This is a genomic window from Mitsuaria sp. BK037 (assembly GCF_014193045.1).
GTDB lineage: Bacteria > Pseudomonadota > Gammaproteobacteria > Burkholderiales > Burkholderiaceae_C > Roseateles.
This window is the reverse complement of sequence record NZ_JACHYS010000001.1, coordinates 189,503-205,581: the sequence shown is the minus strand read 5'-3', so window position 1 is coordinate 205,581 and position 16,079 is coordinate 189,503. Positions and strand designations below refer to the sequence as shown.

General features: G+C 67.7%; 14 protein-coding genes and 1 tRNA gene. 1 reads left to right on the top strand and 14 read right to left on the bottom strand.

The window, feature by feature from the left end; translation table 11 throughout:
• Window positions 1-21 precede the first annotated feature (21 nt).
• The 3 genes from FHT37_RS00900 to FHT37_RS00890 all read right to left on the bottom strand — a co-directional run bounded on the left by FHT37_RS00900 (window position 22) and on the right by FHT37_RS00890 (window position 2,996).
• Window positions 22-888 (bottom strand): ABC transporter ATP-binding protein, encoded by an 867-nt coding sequence (locus FHT37_RS00900; RefSeq protein ID WP_091722684.1) that lies wholly within the window; start codon window positions 886-888, stop codon window positions 22-24.
• Window positions 885-2,042 (bottom strand): ABC transporter permease, encoded by a 1,158-nt coding sequence (locus tag FHT37_RS00895; protein ID WP_091722681.1) that lies wholly within the window; start codon window positions 2,040-2,042, stop codon window positions 885-887. The genes FHT37_RS00900 and FHT37_RS00895 overlap by 4 nt, the downstream gene beginning before the upstream one ends.
• A gap of 63 nt (window positions 2,043-2,105) precedes the next feature.
• Complete coding sequence (locus FHT37_RS00890; protein WP_183478508.1) at window positions 2,106-2,996, bottom strand: LytTR family DNA-binding domain-containing protein; 891 nt, start codon at window positions 2,994-2,996, stop codon at window positions 2,106-2,108.
• Between the two features lie 134 nt (window positions 2,997-3,130).
• On the opposite strand from FHT37_RS00890, the gene FHT37_RS00885 reads away from it, so the two are divergent.
• Window positions 3,131-4,426, top strand: coding sequence for an acyltransferase family protein (locus FHT37_RS00885; protein ID WP_183478507.1), 1,296 nt, complete (start codon window positions 3,131-3,133; stop codon window positions 4,424-4,426).
• On the opposite strand, the gene FHT37_RS00880 is transcribed toward FHT37_RS00885, so the two are convergent.
• The 11 genes from FHT37_RS00880 to FHT37_RS00830 all read right to left on the bottom strand — a co-directional run bounded on the left by FHT37_RS00880 (window position 4,427) and on the right by FHT37_RS00830 (window position 16,008).
• A tRNA-Pro gene (locus tag FHT37_RS00880) sits at window positions 4,427-4,503 on the bottom strand.
• Between the two features lie 34 nt (window positions 4,504-4,537).
• The gene (locus FHT37_RS00875; RefSeq protein WP_091722670.1) at window positions 4,538-4,999 is read right to left on the bottom strand and encodes a MerR family transcriptional regulator; all 462 of its coding nucleotides are present in this window, start codon (window positions 4,997-4,999) and stop codon (window positions 4,538-4,540) included.
• Window positions 5,000-5,039: 40 nt separating this feature from the next.
• Window positions 5,040-5,405 (bottom strand): integration host factor subunit alpha, encoded by a 366-nt coding sequence (locus FHT37_RS00870; protein WP_091722666.1) that lies wholly within the window; start codon window positions 5,403-5,405, stop codon window positions 5,040-5,042.
• Window positions 5,406-5,424: 19 nt separating this feature from the next.
• Window positions 5,425-7,848, bottom strand: coding sequence for a phenylalanine--tRNA ligase subunit beta (gene pheT, locus FHT37_RS00865; protein ID WP_183478506.1), 2,424 nt, complete (start codon window positions 7,846-7,848; stop codon window positions 5,425-5,427).
• A gap of 39 nt (window positions 7,849-7,887) precedes the next feature.
• Window positions 7,888-8,925 carry a phenylalanine--tRNA ligase subunit alpha gene (gene pheS, locus FHT37_RS00860; RefSeq protein WP_067062294.1) on the bottom strand — a complete coding sequence of 346 codons (1,038 nt, stop codon included), beginning with the start codon at window positions 8,923-8,925 and terminating at the stop codon, window positions 7,888-7,890.
• 197 nt (window positions 8,926-9,122) lie between these two features.
• Window positions 9,123-9,479, bottom strand: coding sequence for a 50S ribosomal protein L20 (rplT, locus tag FHT37_RS00855; RefSeq protein ID WP_058934277.1), 357 nt, complete (start codon window positions 9,477-9,479; stop codon window positions 9,123-9,125).
• Window positions 9,480-9,505: 26 nt separating this feature from the next.
• Entirely contained in the window at window positions 9,506-9,709 is a 204-nt protein-coding gene (gene rpmI, locus FHT37_RS00850; RefSeq protein ID WP_091722658.1) for a 50S ribosomal protein L35, read from the bottom strand.
• Window positions 9,710-9,915: 206 nt separating this feature from the next.
• Window positions 9,916-10,464 carry a translation initiation factor IF-3 gene (gene infC / locus FHT37_RS00845; RefSeq protein ID WP_217648428.1) on the bottom strand — a complete coding sequence of 183 codons (549 nt, stop codon included), beginning with the start codon at window positions 10,462-10,464 and terminating at the stop codon, window positions 9,916-9,918.
• A 67-nt stretch (window positions 10,465-10,531) separates the two neighbouring features.
• A complete protein-coding gene (gene thrS / locus FHT37_RS00840; protein WP_147240695.1) occupies window positions 10,532-12,457 on the bottom strand; it encodes a threonine--tRNA ligase in 1,926 nt (641 codons plus the stop codon).
• A 202-nt stretch (window positions 12,458-12,659) separates the two neighbouring features.
• Window positions 12,660-13,742, bottom strand: a complete 1,083-nt coding sequence (locus FHT37_RS00835; RefSeq protein WP_091722648.1) for a patatin-like phospholipase family protein — start codon at window positions 13,740-13,742, stop codon at window positions 12,660-12,662.
• Between the two features lie 70 nt (window positions 13,743-13,812).
• Window positions 13,813-16,008: a TonB-dependent siderophore receptor gene (locus FHT37_RS00830; RefSeq protein ID WP_183478505.1), complete on the bottom strand. Its 2,196-nt coding sequence runs from the start codon at window positions 16,006-16,008 to the stop codon at window positions 13,813-13,815.
• Window positions 16,009-16,079 lie beyond the last annotated feature (71 nt).

The window sequence follows — 16,079 nt, the reverse complement described above, 5'->3', positions numbered from 1 at the left end:
TGAAGCCCACCGCCCCCGCGTTCAGGCGGCCAGCTCGTCCCGGTGATGCAGCGCGTCGCGGTAACTGCGCAGGTTGTCCGCGGCGCAGCGCTCCGCATGCCCGAGGAAGAAGTTGCGGATGAACGGATGCGGCTGGTTCACCACCTGCTCCAGCGGGCCGTGCGCGATCAGGTGCTGGTCCGCGAGCACCGCCACGCGGTCGGCGATCGCGAACAGCGTGTCCACGTCGTGGGTGACCATCACCACCGTCAGCGCCATCTCGCGCTTGAGGCTCTCGATCAGCTGCACGAAGCCCTTGGAGCTCGCCGGGTCCAGGCCCGCGGTCGGCTCGTCCAGGAAGAGCAGCTGCGGATCCATGATCAGCGAGCGCGCCAGCGACACCCGCTTGACCATGCCGCCCGAAAGCTCGGCCGGCATCTTGATGCCGTCCTCCGGCTTCAGGCCGACCTGCTGGAGCTTGGTCATCACCAGCTCCGCGATCAGGTCCTTGGGCAGGCTCTTGAGCTCGCGCAGCGGCAGCGCGATGTTGTCGAACACGGTCAGCGCGGAGAACAGCGCGCCCTGCTGGAACAGCACGCCCCAGCGGTGCCGCACCCGCGCCAGGTCGGTCGCCTCGCACTTGCCCAGCTTCTGGCCGAAGACCAGCACCTCGCCCTCGCTGGGGCGCTCCAGGCCCAGCATCAGGCGCAGCAGCGTGGTCTTGCCGCTGCCCGAGCCGCCGATGATGCCCAGCACCTCGCCGGCCGTGACGGTCAGGTTCAGGTCCTTGTGGATGCGCACGCCGCCGAGCACCGTGCCCACGTGGCGCACCTCGATCACGGGATCGCCGGCCTGGACCTCCAGCGCGTCGACCGCTTCGGCCGGACCGGGTTCGATGCACTCGTTCATTGCTTCAGTCCCACGTCGGAGAACATCACCGCGAAGATCGCATCCACGATGATGACCACGGTGATCGCGCTCACCACCGAATCGGTGGTGCCGGTCCCCAGGCTTTCGCTGTTGGGCTTGATCCGCAGGCCGAAGTGGCAGGCGACGAACGCGATCATCAGCCCGAACACCGCGGACTTGGACAGCCCCAGCCACAGGTTGGCCACCGGCACCGCGGCGGGCAGGCCCTGCAGGAACTGCACGTAGTCCAGCCCCAGCGTCGCCCGCGCGGCCACCATGCCGCCCAGCAGCACCATGCAGCTGGTCCAGGTCATCACCAGGGGCAAGGACAGTGCCAGCGCCGCCATCTTGGGCAGCACCAGTCGGATCGTGTGGGAGATGCCCATCACCGACAGCGCGTCCAGCTCCTGCGTCACCCGCATCACGCCCAGCTGCGCGGTCATCGCCGAGCCGCTGCGCCCGGCCACCAGGATGGCCGCCAGCAGCGGTCCGAGCTCGCGCCAGACGCTGATGCCCAGGATGTTGATGACGTAGATGTCGGCGCCATAGCTCTGCAGCTGCTTGGCGGTCAGGTAGGACAGCGTGATGCCCACCAGCACGCCCACCAGCGCGGTGATGCCCAGCGCCTGCGCGCCGCTGCGGTACAGGTGCGCGGAGATGTCCTTCCACGCGATCAGGTTGGGATGGCGCGCCAGCGTGCCCAGGTCGCGGGTCACCTGCCCCAGCAGCGCGACCGCGTCGAGCAGGTGGCTCGCCAGGTTCAGCAGGCCTTGCCCGAACTGGCGGACGTTCTGGATCCGCGGCGGTCGCGCCGGCTTGCCCTGCTTGCTGCCCAGGCGCGCGAACAGCGCCTGGAACATGTCCTTCATCGGCGCTGGCGGCCATCGCAGGTCCTCGGGCTGGCGGCGCCCCCAGGCCTGCCACAGCAGCAGCGCGCCGGTCGGATCGAGCCGCCGCACCGCGCTCAGGTCCCAGGAAACGTTCGCGGTCGGCACCTCGCCAAGCTCGCCCCGCAGCGCCTCGACCCGCTCGCGCAGCGCGAGCAGCGTCCAGTCGCCCTCCAGCCGCGCCCGCACGCGGCCGCCTTCACCGGGCTCGCGCAGCAGGCGCGGCGACGGGTCGGCGGCGGCGGGGGAATCCAGGGGGGCGTCCATTGGGGTCAGAGCATAGCCGCGCGGGGGCGGTCCGGTGAACTCGGCGGACAGGAGATCGCCCCGTCAGACAAGACGCTGCCGCAGCCGCTCCAGATAGGTGCGGCTGCAGGGCACGCGGCTGCCGTCGCGCAGGCGCAGGTGAGCATCGCCGGACTCGGTGGGCTCGATGGCCTCGATCAGCCGCAGCCGCACCAGGTAGCTGCGATGGACCCGCACGAAGACCGCCGGATCGAGGCGCTGCTCGAACGCGCCCAGGCTGCTGCGCAGCGGATAGTCGTGGGACTGGCGATGCAGGTTGACGTAGTTGCCGCAGGCCTGCACCCACTCGATCTCGTCCACCGGCAACAGGAATTCGTTGCCGAGCTTCTTCACCAGCAGGCGCTCGGGCAGCGCGGCGGGCGCAGCCGCGGGCTCGCTGCTGGGCGCCGGTGCGGGCCCGCTGTCGGGGGCGGGGACTGGCACGCTCGCTTCCCCCTGCCAGCGCCAGACGAACAAGCGGTAGGCGCTGGCGATCAGCAGGATGAAGGCATAGCTGCGCACGTCCTTGAGGGCCTCGTAGACCAGCTCGAGCGGCCAGTCGCCGAAGTCGTAATGCGCGTCCTGCGTCGCATAGGCCAGTTTGCGCAGCGCCACCATGCCCAGGACATGCGCCAGGCTGGTGATCAGCGCGAACAGCAGGTGCCATGGCAGATGGCGGCGCAGCTGGCCCCAGCGCAGCGGCCGGGTGTCGGCGGCGCGCAGGATCCAGGGAATCAGGATCAGCCAGAGGATGGCGCTGGAGAACTCCCAGACCGCCGGCTCCCAGGCCTCGAAGGCGAGGCCGGCGCGACGGATGTCGAGGTTGGTGGTGATCGTGTTGGCGATCGCGGAGCCGAGCAGCAGCAAGGCCCATGCGCCGCGCTCCGCCCAGCGCCGATGGGTCAGGTACAGCCGCAGCCACTTGTCCTCGGTCATGGCGGCGCAGTGTAGGCGGGCGCGGCGCGGTGGCGGCCGATCGCCGCCCCTGGGACGGGGCGGATCGTCACCGCGCGGGGGCGGCTCGTCACATTCCGGCGCCGCGCCCGGCCCCGGCACCGATGCTGGTCGCCATGAACACCCCCTCCCTCGCCCTCCCCCGAACGGGGTCGCCCCTCGGAGCGCCCCTTGGATCGTCCCGCCTGACCGAGCTGGACTGGCTGCGCGTGATCGCCTTCGCGCTGCTCATCCTCTACCACTCGGGCATGTTCTACGTGAGCTGGGATTGGCATGTGAAGTCGCCGCGGCTCGTCCCGGCGCTCGAGGCCTGGATGCTGTGGCTCAACCCCTGGCGGATGTCGCTGCTGTTCGTGATCTCGGGCGCGGCGACCGCCTTGATGGCGGAACGCGCCGACCGCCCCGGCGCGCTGCTCGCCACGCGCAGCCAGCGCCTGCTGCTGCCGCTGCTGTTCGGGATGGCGGTGATCGTGCCGCCGCAGGCCTACCTCGAGGTGGTCGAGAAGCTCCATTACAGCGGCAGCTACCTGGATTTCCTGAAGCTCTATTTCCAGGCGTATCACGGCTTCTGCCGCGGCGACGACTGCCTGGCGCTGCCGACCTGGAACCACCTCTGGTTCCTGCCCTACCTCTGGACCTACACCGTGCTGGTGCTGCTGGCGCTGATGCTGCCCGGGGGGCGCCGAGTGCTCGCGCATCCGGCATGGGGGCGGCTGGTGGCCGGCGGCCGGCTGCTCTGGGTCCCCTGGCTGGTCTTCGCGCTGCTGCGCCAGCACCTGCTCGAGCGCTTCCCCACCACCCACGACCTGCTCCACGACGGCTACCAGCATGGCGTGTACGCCGCGATGTTCCTGCTGGGCTTTGCGCTGTTCGGGTCGCGCGACGACCGGCACGGCGCCTGGGCCGCCGCGCGCCGCTGGCGCTGGGCGGCGCTGCTGGGCTACATCGCCGTGCAGGGGCTCTCGGAAGCGATCAGGAGCGCGTGGCGCCAGGCCCATGGCGAGGATTTCCCGGACGCGCTGTTGATGGCGCTGCGCGCGCTCAACGCCGGCAAGCAGTGGCTGCCGATCGTGGCAGTGATGGGCTTCGGCCGGCAGTGGTTCGCCGAGCGCGATTCGCCAATGCTGCGCTGGCTGACGCTGGCGGTGTTCCCGTTCTATTTGGTCCACCAGACGGTGACGGTCATCGCGGGCCACCTGCTGGCGCCGCTGCACTGGCCGCTGGCGCTGGAAGCGTTCGCGCTGGTGGCGATCACCGCGCTCGGCTGCCTGCTCGCCGCGCTCGTGGCGATGCGCGTGAACGCGCTGCGGCCTTGGATGGGTCTGGGGCCCTTGGTCCCTTCAAAGCGCAAGCGCCGGAAAGCAAAAAGCCCGGCACCTTGCGGTACCGGGCTTTCCGATTCTTCTTATTAATGGTCGGGGTGGCGGGATTCGAACTCGCGACCCCTTGCACCCCATGCAAGTGCGCTACCAGGCTGCGCTACACCCCGACGAAGCCTCAGATTCTATACGCAATTTTGCGGCTCATGCAAGCAAACTCTCTCGAATCGCCAACAGCTCGTCGCGCACCTGCTCCAGCGTCAGCTTCTCGAGCGACACCGTGGTGTGCGCCGCGCCGTCGGCGAAGTCCGCGGCGAGCGCGCGCGACGCTTCGCGGTGATCGCGGTAGGCCTCGAGCTGCGCCGATGCAAGCGCTTCCGCGCGGAACTCCTGCGCGTTGGCGGCATGGCTGCCGGCATCGGTCAATTGATTGCGCGCGCCGCTGATCGTGAAGCCCTGGTCGTAGAGCAGATCGCGGATGCGGCGGATGAGCAGCACCTCATGGTGCTGGTAATAGCGCCGGTTGCCCCGCCGCTTCATCGGCTTGAGCTGCGTGAATTCCTGTTCCCAGTAACGCAGGACATAGGGCTTCACGCCGCACAGCTCGCTCACCTCACCGATGGTGAAGTAGCGCTTGGCGGGAATGGCGGGAAGCTGGACGTCCATGGGGATCAGCGGCTCCGGCGGCGGCGGGAAGGGTCAGACTCTACTCGAAGTCACTGCCCGTCGGCGTGTTGCCCTGGACCGCTTCTTTCAATTTGTGACTCGCATGAAACGTCACGACGTTGCGGGCCTTGATGGGGATCGCTTCGCCGGTGCGCGGGTTGCGGCCGGGTCTGGGCGCCTTGCGCCGGATGTTGAAGTTGCCGAAGCCCGACAGCTTCACCTCGCGGCCGCTGGACAGGCTCTGATGAATGATGTCGAAGAAGGCCTCGACCATGTCCTTGGACTCGCGCTTGTTCAGGCCGAGCTTGTCGAACAGCAGTTCCGCCAGCTCGGCCTTGGTCAGCGTGGGCGTCTCCAGGCTGCCGAGCAGCACCCGCGCCTGCTCCTTCAGATCGTCATCGTTCATCGACATCCTCCCCTCCCCCTCAGCCCCGCAGGCGCGCGCCCAGGCGTTCGCCCAGCTGCGTCACCACCTTCGCCACCGCCTGCTCGATGCGTTCGTCGGTCAGCGTGTTCTCGTCATCGAGCAGCTCCAGGCGCACGGCCAGGCTGCGTTCGCCCGCCTGCAGCTCCGCCGTCGGCTGGGCGGGCTTGAAGACGTCGAACAGACGCGCCGAGCGTACCAGGGCTTCGCCGCTGGATTCGATCGCCCGCATGAGGGAGGCATAGGTCACCTGCTCATTGACGATCAGCGCCAGATCGCGTTGCACCGCCTGCAGGCGCGGCACGCCCTGGCCCTGCGGCAGCGTGCGCGCCAGCACCGCGTCCAGCGACAGCTCGAACAGCACCGGCGCCGACGGCAGTTCGTAGCCCTGGCGCCACTTCGGATGCAGCTCGCCGATCACGCCGATCTCGACACCGTCCAGCAGCACACGGGCGCTGCGGCCCGGATGCAGCGCGGGATGGGCAGCCGCTTCGAAGCTCAGCGCGCGCGGCGCGAACAGCGCTTCCAGGTCGCCCTTCACATCGAAGAAGTCGACGGCGCGGTCCTTCTGCGCCCATTGCTGCTGGTCCGCCGGCCCCCAGGCCAGGCCGGCCAGGCGCATCGGCTGCGCGATGCCGGCGATCGTGGTGTCGCTTTCCTGCACCGAGGCGTCGCGCAGGAACACGCGGCCGATCTCGAACACGCGCACGCGCGGCGCCTTGCGCGACAGGTTGTTGCGCAACACCTGCACGAGGGAGCCCATGAGCGAGGTGCGCATCACCGCCAGCGGCGCGGCGATCGGGTTCAGCAGCTGGATCGGGTTGGCGTTGCCGGCGAGCTCCTGCTCCCAGCGCGCCTCGACGAAGCTGAAGTTGATGGTCTCGAAGTAACCCAGGCCGGCCATCGCGTGACGCAGCGCGTGCGTCGCGCGGCGCGATTCGGTGCGCACCTTGCCGACCACCGGCGCCAGCGGCGGCGTCGACGGCAGCTTCGGATAACCCAGCACGCGGATGACTTCCTCGATCAGGTCCTCCTCGATCTGCAGGTCGAAGCGGAACGACGGCGGCGTCACCGTGATCACGCCCGGCGCCGACGTGAACGCCAGACCCAGGCGCTGGAACACGCCTTCGCAGTCGGCCTGCGTGACCGGCATGCCGATGACCTTGGCGGCGCGCTCGACGCGCAGCGCGACCGGCTTGCGCTCGGGCAGTTGCGTGGTCTGGTCGTCCATCGGGCCGCACGTCGTTTCCGGGCCGCCGCAGATGGACAGGATCAGCTGCGTGATGCGCTCGATGTGATCGACGGTGCCGGCCGGATCGACGCCGCGCTCGAAGCGATGGCCGGCGTCGGTCGAGAAGTTGTAGCGGCGCGAGCGCCCCATCACCGCCTTCGGCCACCAGAACGCGGCCTCGACATAGATGTGCTTCGTGTCGTCGGAGACGGCGGTGGCGTCGCCGCCCATGATGCCGGCCAGCGACTCGACCTCCTCGCGATCGGCGATCACGCCGACCTGCTCGTCGACCTCGATGGTGTTGCCGTTGAGCAGCTTGAGCTGCTCCCCCTTCCTGCCCCAGCGCACGATCAGTTCGCCATGGATCTTGTCCAGGTCGAAGATGTGGGACGGGCGGCCCAGCTCGAACATCACGTAGTTCGAGATGTCCACCAGCGGCGACACCGAGCGCTGGCCGCAGCGGGCCAGGCGGTCGACCATCCACTGCGGGGTCTTGGCCTTCGTGTCGACGTTGCGGATCACGCGGCCCGAGAAGCGTCCGCACAGGTCCGGCGCCTCGATGCGCACCGGCAGCTTGGCGTCGTTGGCGACGGCGGCGGGCTGGATCTCCGGCGCGATCAGCGGCGCGCCGGTCAGTGCGGCCACTTCACGGGCGATGCCGTAGACGCTCAGCGCGTGCGCCAGGTTCGGCGTCAGCTTCAGCGTGAACAGCGTGTCGTCCAGGTTCAGGTGCTTGCGGATGTCCTCGCCCAGCGGCGCGTCCGCGGCCAGCTCGAGCAGGCCGCCATGGTCCTCGGACAGCTTCAGCTCGCGGGCCGAGCACAGCATGCCGAAGCTCTCGACGCCGCGCAGCTTGCCCTTGCCGATCTTGAAGGGCTTGCCGTCCTCGCCCGGGGGCAGCTCGGCGCCGATCGTGGCCAGCGGCACGCGGATGCCCACGCGCGCGTTCGGCGCGCCGCAGACGATCTGCAGCAGCTCGGGGCCGCCGGCGTTGACCTTGCACACGCGCAGGCGGTCCGCGTCGGGATGCTGCAAGGCTTCGACGATCTCCGCCACGACGATGCCGTGGAACGGCGGCGCCACCGGGCGCAGCTCTTCGACCTCCAGGCCGGACATGGTCAGCAGCTCGGCCAGTTCTTGCGTGTTCAGCGCGGGATTGCAGAAGGCCCGCAGCCAGCTCTCAGGGAATTGCATGTGTTTCTCTCTTGCTCTCTAGGCGACTGACAGCCGTGCTTACTTGAACTGCGACAGGAAGCGCAGGTCGCCGTCGAAGAACAGGCGCAGGTCATTGACGCCGTAGCGCAGCATGGCCAGGCGGTCGATGCCCGAGCCGAAGGCGAAGCCGATGTAGCGCTCGGGATCGAGGCCCATGTTGCGGATCACCTGCGGGTGCACCTGGCCCGAGCCCGACACCTCCAGCCAGCGGCCCTTGAGCGGACCGGAGCCGAACATCATGTCGATCTCGGCGCTGGGCTCGGTGAACGGGAAGTAGCTGGGGCGGAAACGGATCTCCATGTCCGTCGTCTCGAAGAACTGCTGCATGAAGTTCACGTAGACGGACTTGAGGTCCTTGAAGCTGATGTTCTCGCCGACCCACAGGCCCTCGACCTGGTGGAACATCGGCGAATGCGTCGCGTCGCTGTCGACGCGGTAGGTGCGGCCCGGCGCGATCACGCGGATCTCGGGCATCGGCTGGCCGGCGTCAATCAGCGCACGATGCTTCTTGACGTGCTGCACCGCGTAGCGGATCTGCATCGGGCTGGTGTGCGTGCGCAAGACATGGCCCCCTTCGATGTAGAAGGTGTCATGCATCGAGCGGGCCGGATGGTCCTCGGGCGTGTTCAGCGCGGTGAAGTTGAACCAGTCGTTCTCGATTTCCGGGCCGTCGGCCACGTCGAAGCCCATCGAGCCGAAGATGGCCTCGATGCGCTCCATCGCCCGCGTGATCGGGTGCAGGCCGCCGGTGCCGCGCTGGCGACCGGGCAGCGTCACGTCCAGCGCCTCGGCCTTGAGCTGCTTCTCGAGTTCGGCATCCGCCAGCGCCTGGCGACGCGCGGTCAGCGCGGCCTCGATGCCCTGCTTGAGCTGGTTGATCTGCGCGCCGCGGGTCTTCTTCTCCTCGACGGACAGCGCGGCCATGCCCTTCATCAGCTCGGTGACCTGGCCGGTCTTGCCCAGGAAGCGGGCCTTGGCGTTCTCCAGGTCAGCGGGAGTCGTGGCGGCGGCGAAATCGCCGGTGGCCTGTTGCAGCAGTTGATCGAGGTCGTTCATCGCGGGGCGCCGATGCGGCATCTGGCGTCGTTGGCGGAAATCGAAGGGCGCGACAGTGAAATGGCGAACATCGCACCACCGCGCCGGAATGAAAAAAGGCCGAACACCAGGGTGTCGGCCTTTGAAAAGGGCGACTCCGGCAACGCCGGAGTTGCCAGTCCGTCCACGGGCGAGCACCCGCAAACGGACCTTGGCAATTAAGCCAGAGCGGCCTTCACCTTGGCGAAGATGCTGGCAAAACCAGCAGGATCGTTGACGGCGAGATCGGCCAGGACCTTGCGGTCGATGTCGATCTGGGCCTTCTTCAGGCCGGCCACGAACTTGCTGTAGCTCAGACCCAGGCCACGGCTTGCCGCGTTGATACGGGCAATCCACAGCTGGCGGAACACGCGCTTCTTGGCACGGCGGTCACGGTAGGCGTACTGGCCCGCCTTCATCACCGCCTGCTTGGCGATGCGGAAGACGTTCTTGCGACGACCACGGAAGCCCTTGGCCAGAGCCAGGACCTTCTTGTGACGAGCACGTGCGGTGACACCACGTTTGACGCGAGGCATGTTGTATCTCCTTGTCTACTGCTGGATTACAGACCAGCGGTGGGCAGCATCGCGGCGATGTGGCCCATGTTGGTCTCATGCACGGTCGTGGCGCCACGCAGCTGGCGCTTGTTCTTCGTGGTCTTCTTGGTCAGGATGTGGCGCTTGAACGCCTGACCGCGCTTGACGGTGCCACCCGGACGAACGCGAAAACGCTTTTTCGCGCTGCTCTTGGTCTTCATCTTGGGCATGACTGCTCCTTCTATGTGCGTCCCTGCAGGCGACCCCGGGTTCCGGAGTACTTGCCTGGCCTGCAGGAGACTAATGAGCCTGTCGACGACCAGATCGACAGGCCAGGTCTGCAAGAACAACGCCTTGCAAACAGAACCGGGCCGCAGCCCGGTTCTGTTTGCACCCCTTGCGAGGTGAGGGCCGACCCGCGGGCCGGCCCGGCGCATCAGCTGCGCTTCTTCGGCGCCAGCACCATGATCATCTGACGACCTTCGAGCTTGGGCATGTGCTCCACCACCGCCACGTCCGCCAGTTCATCGCGGATGCGTTCGAGCATGCGCATGCCGATGTCCTGGTGGGTGATCTCGCGACCGCGGTAGCGCAGCGTGACTTTGCCCTTGTCGCCGTCCTCCGCGATGAAGCGGCGCAGGTTGCGCATCTTGATCTGGTAGTCGCCTTCGTCCGTGCCCGGACGGAACTTGACTTCCTTGACCTCGATGACCTTCTGCTTGGACTTGGCTTCCGCCGCGCGCTTCTGCTCCTGGTACTTGAACTTGCCGTAGTCCATCAACCGGCAGACCGGCGGGACCGCTGTCGCGGCAATCTCAACCAGATCGACGTCCAGGTCACCGGCCATCCGGAGCGCTTCCTGGATCGAGACGATGCCGATCGGCTCGTTCTCCGGGCCATTCAGACGGACTTCGGAAGCGGTGATTTCGCGGTTCAGGCGGTGCTTGCGCTCCGGAATCGCACGACGGTCAGCAAAAGTAGCGATGGTGGTTACCTTTAAACGGGCCTTGGCAAGGGTCCGAAGAGATCAATAAACGCAAAAAGCGCCCGACTCAGGCTTTGTCCGCGATGGCCGTCGAGAGCTTCGAGACGAAGTCCTCCAGCGACATCACGCCCAGATCCTGGTTGCCTCGGGCGCGCACTGCAACCGCGCCGTTCGCCTTTTCCTTGTCGCCGACGACGAGGATGAACGGGACTTTTTGCAGCGAATGCTCGCGGATTTTATACGTGATCTTTTCATTGCGCAAATCGGCCTGGACCCTAAGCCCTTGTTTTTGCAGCGATTTCACAATGTCTGAAACGTAATCCGCCTGGGCGTCCGTGATATTCGCGACAACCACCTGCGTCGGCGCCAGCCAGACGGGCAGCGCGCCGGCGTGCTGCTCGATCAGGATGCCGATGAAACGCTCCAGGCTGCCGACGATCGCGCGATGCAGCATCACGGGCGTGCGGCGCTCGCCGTCCTCGCCGACGTACTCGGCACCCAGGCGGCCCGGCATCGAGAAGTCGACCTGCATCGTGCCGCACTGCCACTGGCGGCCGATCGCGTCCTTGAGCGTGTATTCGATCTTCGGACCGTAGAAGGCGCCATCGCCGGGGGCGATGATGAATTCCACGCCGGAGGCGCGCAGCGACTCCATCAGCGCGAACTCGGCCTTGTCCCAGACCTCATCGGAGCCGATGCGCGCCTCGGGGCGCGTCGCGACCTTGTAGATGATGTTCTCGAAACCGAAGTCCTTGTAGACCTTCTGCAACAGTGCCGTGTACGCCACGCATTCGGCCAGGATCTGGTCTTCCGTGCAGAAGATGTGGCCGTCGTCCTGCGTGAAGCCGCGCACGCGCATGATGCCGTGCAGGCCGCCCGTGGGCTCGTTGCGATGGCACTGGCCGAACTCGCCGAAGCGCAGCGGCAGATCGCGGTAGCTCTTGATGCCGTGCTTGAAGATCAGGATGTGACCGGGACAGTTCATCGGCTTGAGCGCGTAATCGCGCTTCTCCGATTCCGTCGTGAACATGTTGTCGCGGTACTTGTCCCAGTGGCCCGTGGCCTCCCACAGCGTCTTGTCGAGCAGCTGCGGGCCCTTCACTTCCTGGTAGCCGTTGTCGCGGTACACGCGGCGCATGTACTGCTCGACTTCCTGCCACACCGTCCAGCCCTTGGGATGCCAGAACACCACGCCCGGCGCGTGCTCGTCGATGTGGAAGAGCTCCAGCTCCTTGCCGAGCTTGCGGTGGTCGCGCTTCTCGGCTTCCTCGAGCATGCGCAGGTAGTTGGCCAGGTCGTCCTTCGTCGCCCAGGCCGTGCCGTAGATGCGCTGGAGCTGCTCGTTGCGGTGGTCGCCGCGCCAGTAGGCGCCCGCCACCTTCATCAGCTTGAAGAACTTGAGCTTGCCGGTGGACGGGACGTGCGGGCCGCGGCACAGGTCGGTGAAGCCGCCCTCGGCGTAGAGCGACACGTCCTGGTCGGCCGGGATGCTCTCGATGATCTCGGCCTTGTAGGCCTCGCCGATGCCCTTGAAGTACTGCACCGCCTCGTCGCGCGGCAGCACCGAGCGCGTCACCTTCTCGTCCTTTTTCGCGAGCTCGGCCATCTTGGCCTCGATCGCCGCGAGGTCCTCGGGCGTGAACGGACGCTTGTAGGAGAAGTCGTAATAGAAGCCGTGTTCGATGACCGGGCCGATCGTGACCTGGGCGTCGGGGAACAGCTCCTTGACCGCGTAGGCCAGCAGGTGGGCCGTCGAGTGGCGGATCACCTCCAGCCCGTCCGGATCCTTGTCCGTGACGATGGCCAGCTGCGTGTCCTGGTCGATGAGGAAGCTCGTGTCGACGAGCCGGGCGTTCTCGCCCGCGCCGACGCGGCCGGCCAGCGCGGCCTTGGCCAGGCCCGTGCCGATCGAGGCGGCCACCTCGGCGACGGTCACCGGCTGCGGGAACTCGCGCTTGGAACCGTCGGGCAGTTGGATGGAAATTTGGGACATGTTCGGGTACTCCAGAAAACAAAAAGCGCGGCCACTTGCCGCGCTTGATCTGGGGTGCTGACTGTTTCCGGACAGCAGGGGAAAAGACGTGACGAGCCGCGGCCGCTCAAACCTTCGCAGTGGAGGTGCTAGTCCGCGGTGTCATAACCGATTCGCCTTTCCCGGTCCTTGTTGGAAAAAGAAATGAAGGCGGCAGTGTAGCTCAGAGCGCCTGGATGTCGAGCGACGGGCGGCTGCAGGCCTCCTGGAATTCGTCGCGCAGGCGCTCGCCCTCGCGCACCGCGCGCAGCCAGTCGCGGGCGCGGCCCGGCACGTCGTTCAGGTAGCGCTGGAAGTCGTTGCGGTCGGGCAGCTTGCCATTGGGCAGCGTCTTCACCCACTCGGGGTTGGGCGTCAGCAGCACGACGTTGTCGAGGAAGGCGCTGGTGCGGTGCCGGTGCTTGAGCGCCTTGTCCAGCCATCCGGGAATCACGCTCGACTGGAAATGCGGATAGAGCGCGATGCCGTCGCCCACCATCGCCGCGTAGTTCAGGTGCAGGTGGTAGTCGGTGATGCCGCCGTCCCAGTAGGCGCCGGCGGGCGCGCCTTCGATGTCGTGCACGGCCTGCAGCCAGAACGGGATGGAGCAGCTCGCCAGCAGGCTGGGCTTGAGGTTGCCGGCGTCCAGCGCGACCTGATGGCTGCGGTAATCGGCGAGCGGCATCGGCAGCGGCGAGCGCTTGTCGGAGAACACCACCCGCTCCAGCCAGGCGCCCATCGCGCGGCGCGACATCGCATTGGCCGCGAAGGCGCCGAGGTAGCCCAGCGGCGTGCGCAGCCGCCCTTCCCGCCCGAGCACATGTTTCCCGCGCGAGGTGAACACATGCAGCCGGAACTGGGGATGGGCGAGCACCTCGGCCTCGCGCCCGCCGAAGATCTCGGCCAGCTTCTGCGAGAAGGCGCGGGTGACGGTCGCGGCGCTCGGGCGCTTGCCGGGCTCGGACTCGTAGTCCTGGTGGGCGTAGTCGTGGGCGAGGCGCTCGAACTCGGCGCGGCAACCGGCGGCGTCGCGGCTCAGGCAGGCGGTGGCCATGCGCCAGGCGCCGATCGAGGCGCCCAGCAGGTGCACCTCCTGGCCGCCGGACGGGAGGAACTCCCCGAACAGATGGGCGTCGAGCGCGCTGAGGATCAGCCCCTTGGGGCCGCCGGCCGCGCCGGGCACGGCGCGCACGTCGGCGGCGCGCAGGCCATGGTCGCGCAGCCGTTGGCGCGCACGGGGTCCGGCGAGGATCTGCAAGGCCTGCATCGGGCGGTTCGTCCTTTCATGGGGCAACGACACCCGACGCGGCCGGTCGCTCCTCGCCTGATCGTCAGGCTCAGAGCTTCATTTCCAGGTTGAGCTGGAACCAGGGCTTGAGGCTGCGGCCGGTGGCGTAGTAGTCGCCATTGGCCAGCGTGGTCTCGGCCCGCGCGTCGAGCGGGAAGAGATTATTGGCCGAGAAGCGGACCGAGGTCTTGGGGTTGACCATCCATTGGGCGAAGACGTCCAGGCCGCGGTTGCGCGAGAACTCGACCTGCTGGCGGTCGGTCTGGCGGACCGTGTAGACCGGCGTGTAGTTCAGGTTGGCGCCGGTGGTGACCGGCACGCCGCTGAAGCGGTAGTCGAAGCCCAGGTTGGCGGTCCAGGGCTGCTGCTGGTCCAGGCGATTGTCCGGCCCGGACACGGCCTTCACCCGCGAGCGGTAGACGCTGAACGAGCTGCGCAGGTTCAGCGGCGTCCTGGCCTCGAACAGCGACGGGAACAGCTCGCCGGCGCGGCCCTTGAGCTCCAGCTCGATGCCGCTGGTGGTGGCGCTGGAGAAGTTGGTCGGGCGGATCACGTAGCGCGGCACCGGCACCAGCGCGCTGGCCGGATCCAGCGTCACGACGTTGCGGATCAACTGGCTGATGTTGCGGTGGAACAGGCCGACGCTGAAGAGACTGCCGCCGCTCAGGTACTTCTCGTAGGCGATGTCCAGGCCGGTGGCGAGTTCCGGCTTGAGGCCCGGATTGCCGACGCGGTCGGGATTGAGTTCGTCGTTGGCCTGGCCGGGGTCGGGGAACTTGCTGTTCAGCGTGTAGCGGCCCAGCATCTGCGTCAGCTCCGGCGCCTTGTAGCTGCGCGTCAGGCTGGCGCGGATCATGTCGCGCGCCTTCGGGTCCAGCTTGTAGGTCAGGTGCCACAGCGGCGACAGCACGCTGGAGCTGTTGCGCGCATCGGTCGCGACGCCGCGGCTGGTGGTGACGATGCGCTCATGGCGCAGGCCGAAGTAGGTCGACCACTGCGGGTTGATCTCCCACTCGTCCTGGATGAAGAAGGCCTGGCGGCGGATGCGCGCGCCGAAGTTCTCGCCGTTGAGCGCCGGCAGCTGCTCGCCGCCGGCCACGGTGGTGTCGCGGATCTCGTCGCGCTTGCGGAACTCGAAGTCCCAGCCCAGTGTCACCGTGTGCTCGTCGCCCAGGATCTGGCTGTACTTGCCGGCCTGGGTCAGGCTGCGGTCGCGGCTGTCGATCACCGCGTCCACCGGCGCGGCCGCGTTCAGCGTGTGGTTCTCGATGTGGTTCTTCGCATCCTGCACGCCGGCCTTGAGCTCCCACTTCTGCGTCTCGCTGAAGCGGTTGTTCCATTGCAGGTTGGCGCGCAGCATCTGCCAGACGCCCTGGTTGTCGCTGTCGTCATCCAGGCGCGGTGTCTTGTACTGGCCGTCCGGCACCAGGCGGACCGAGTTGTTCCACCAGCCCTTCTGCGCGAAGCCCTGCAGCGACACGCTCTCGTCGTCGCTGATCTTCCAGGTCGCGCGCGGCGCGGAGTTGAAGGCGTGGCCCCAGTTGCGCATCTTGCCGTGCTGCGCGGCGACGACCGGCTGGTCGTTCAGGTCGGTGCCGTTGCGCTCGGTCGAGGAACGCATCTCCTGCAGCCACTGGAAGGCGGACACCGGCACCGACAGCGAGACCGGCCCGAAGCGCTCGCCGAAGGTGAAGGTGGCCGAGGGGACCGGATGGTTGATGTTGTAGCCGGCGCCGATGCGCAGGTCGCGCTGCGACACGCGCGGCGCCTCCTTCAGGATGATGTTGATCGCGCCGGCCACGGCCTGTGCGCTCTGGTCGGCGCTGGGGCCCTTGGTGACCTCGATGCGCTCGACCTGCGCCGGATCCAGCTGGTCCAGCTTGAAGCCCGGGGGCGCCGGATCGCCGTTGATCAGGATCAGCGTGTAGCCCGAGCCCAGGCCGCGCATGCGGGGGGCGCCGTCGGCCACGTTGACGCCGGGCAGCCGCTTGAGCACGTCGGCCACGCTGGTGTCGCCGTAGCGGTCCAGCTCCTCGCGCCCGTAGACCTGCTTGGCCACCGGCGCGCGGCGGCGCAGGTCCGAATCGTTGGCGCGGCCGGTGATCTCGACGCGATCCAGGCGGCGGCCCGCGGCCGGCTCGTTGCCCATGCCCGGGGGCGCTTCCTGGGCCCAGGCGGACACCGCGGGCAGGGCGACGGTCAGGCAGACAAGGGCACAGGCCCTGGCGATGGCGTGGGTCTTCAAGGGGGCTCCCGAGATTCGTGTCGACACGATGGCGATGTGTCGACTTTTGTCATTGACGGTAAACGGCGCGC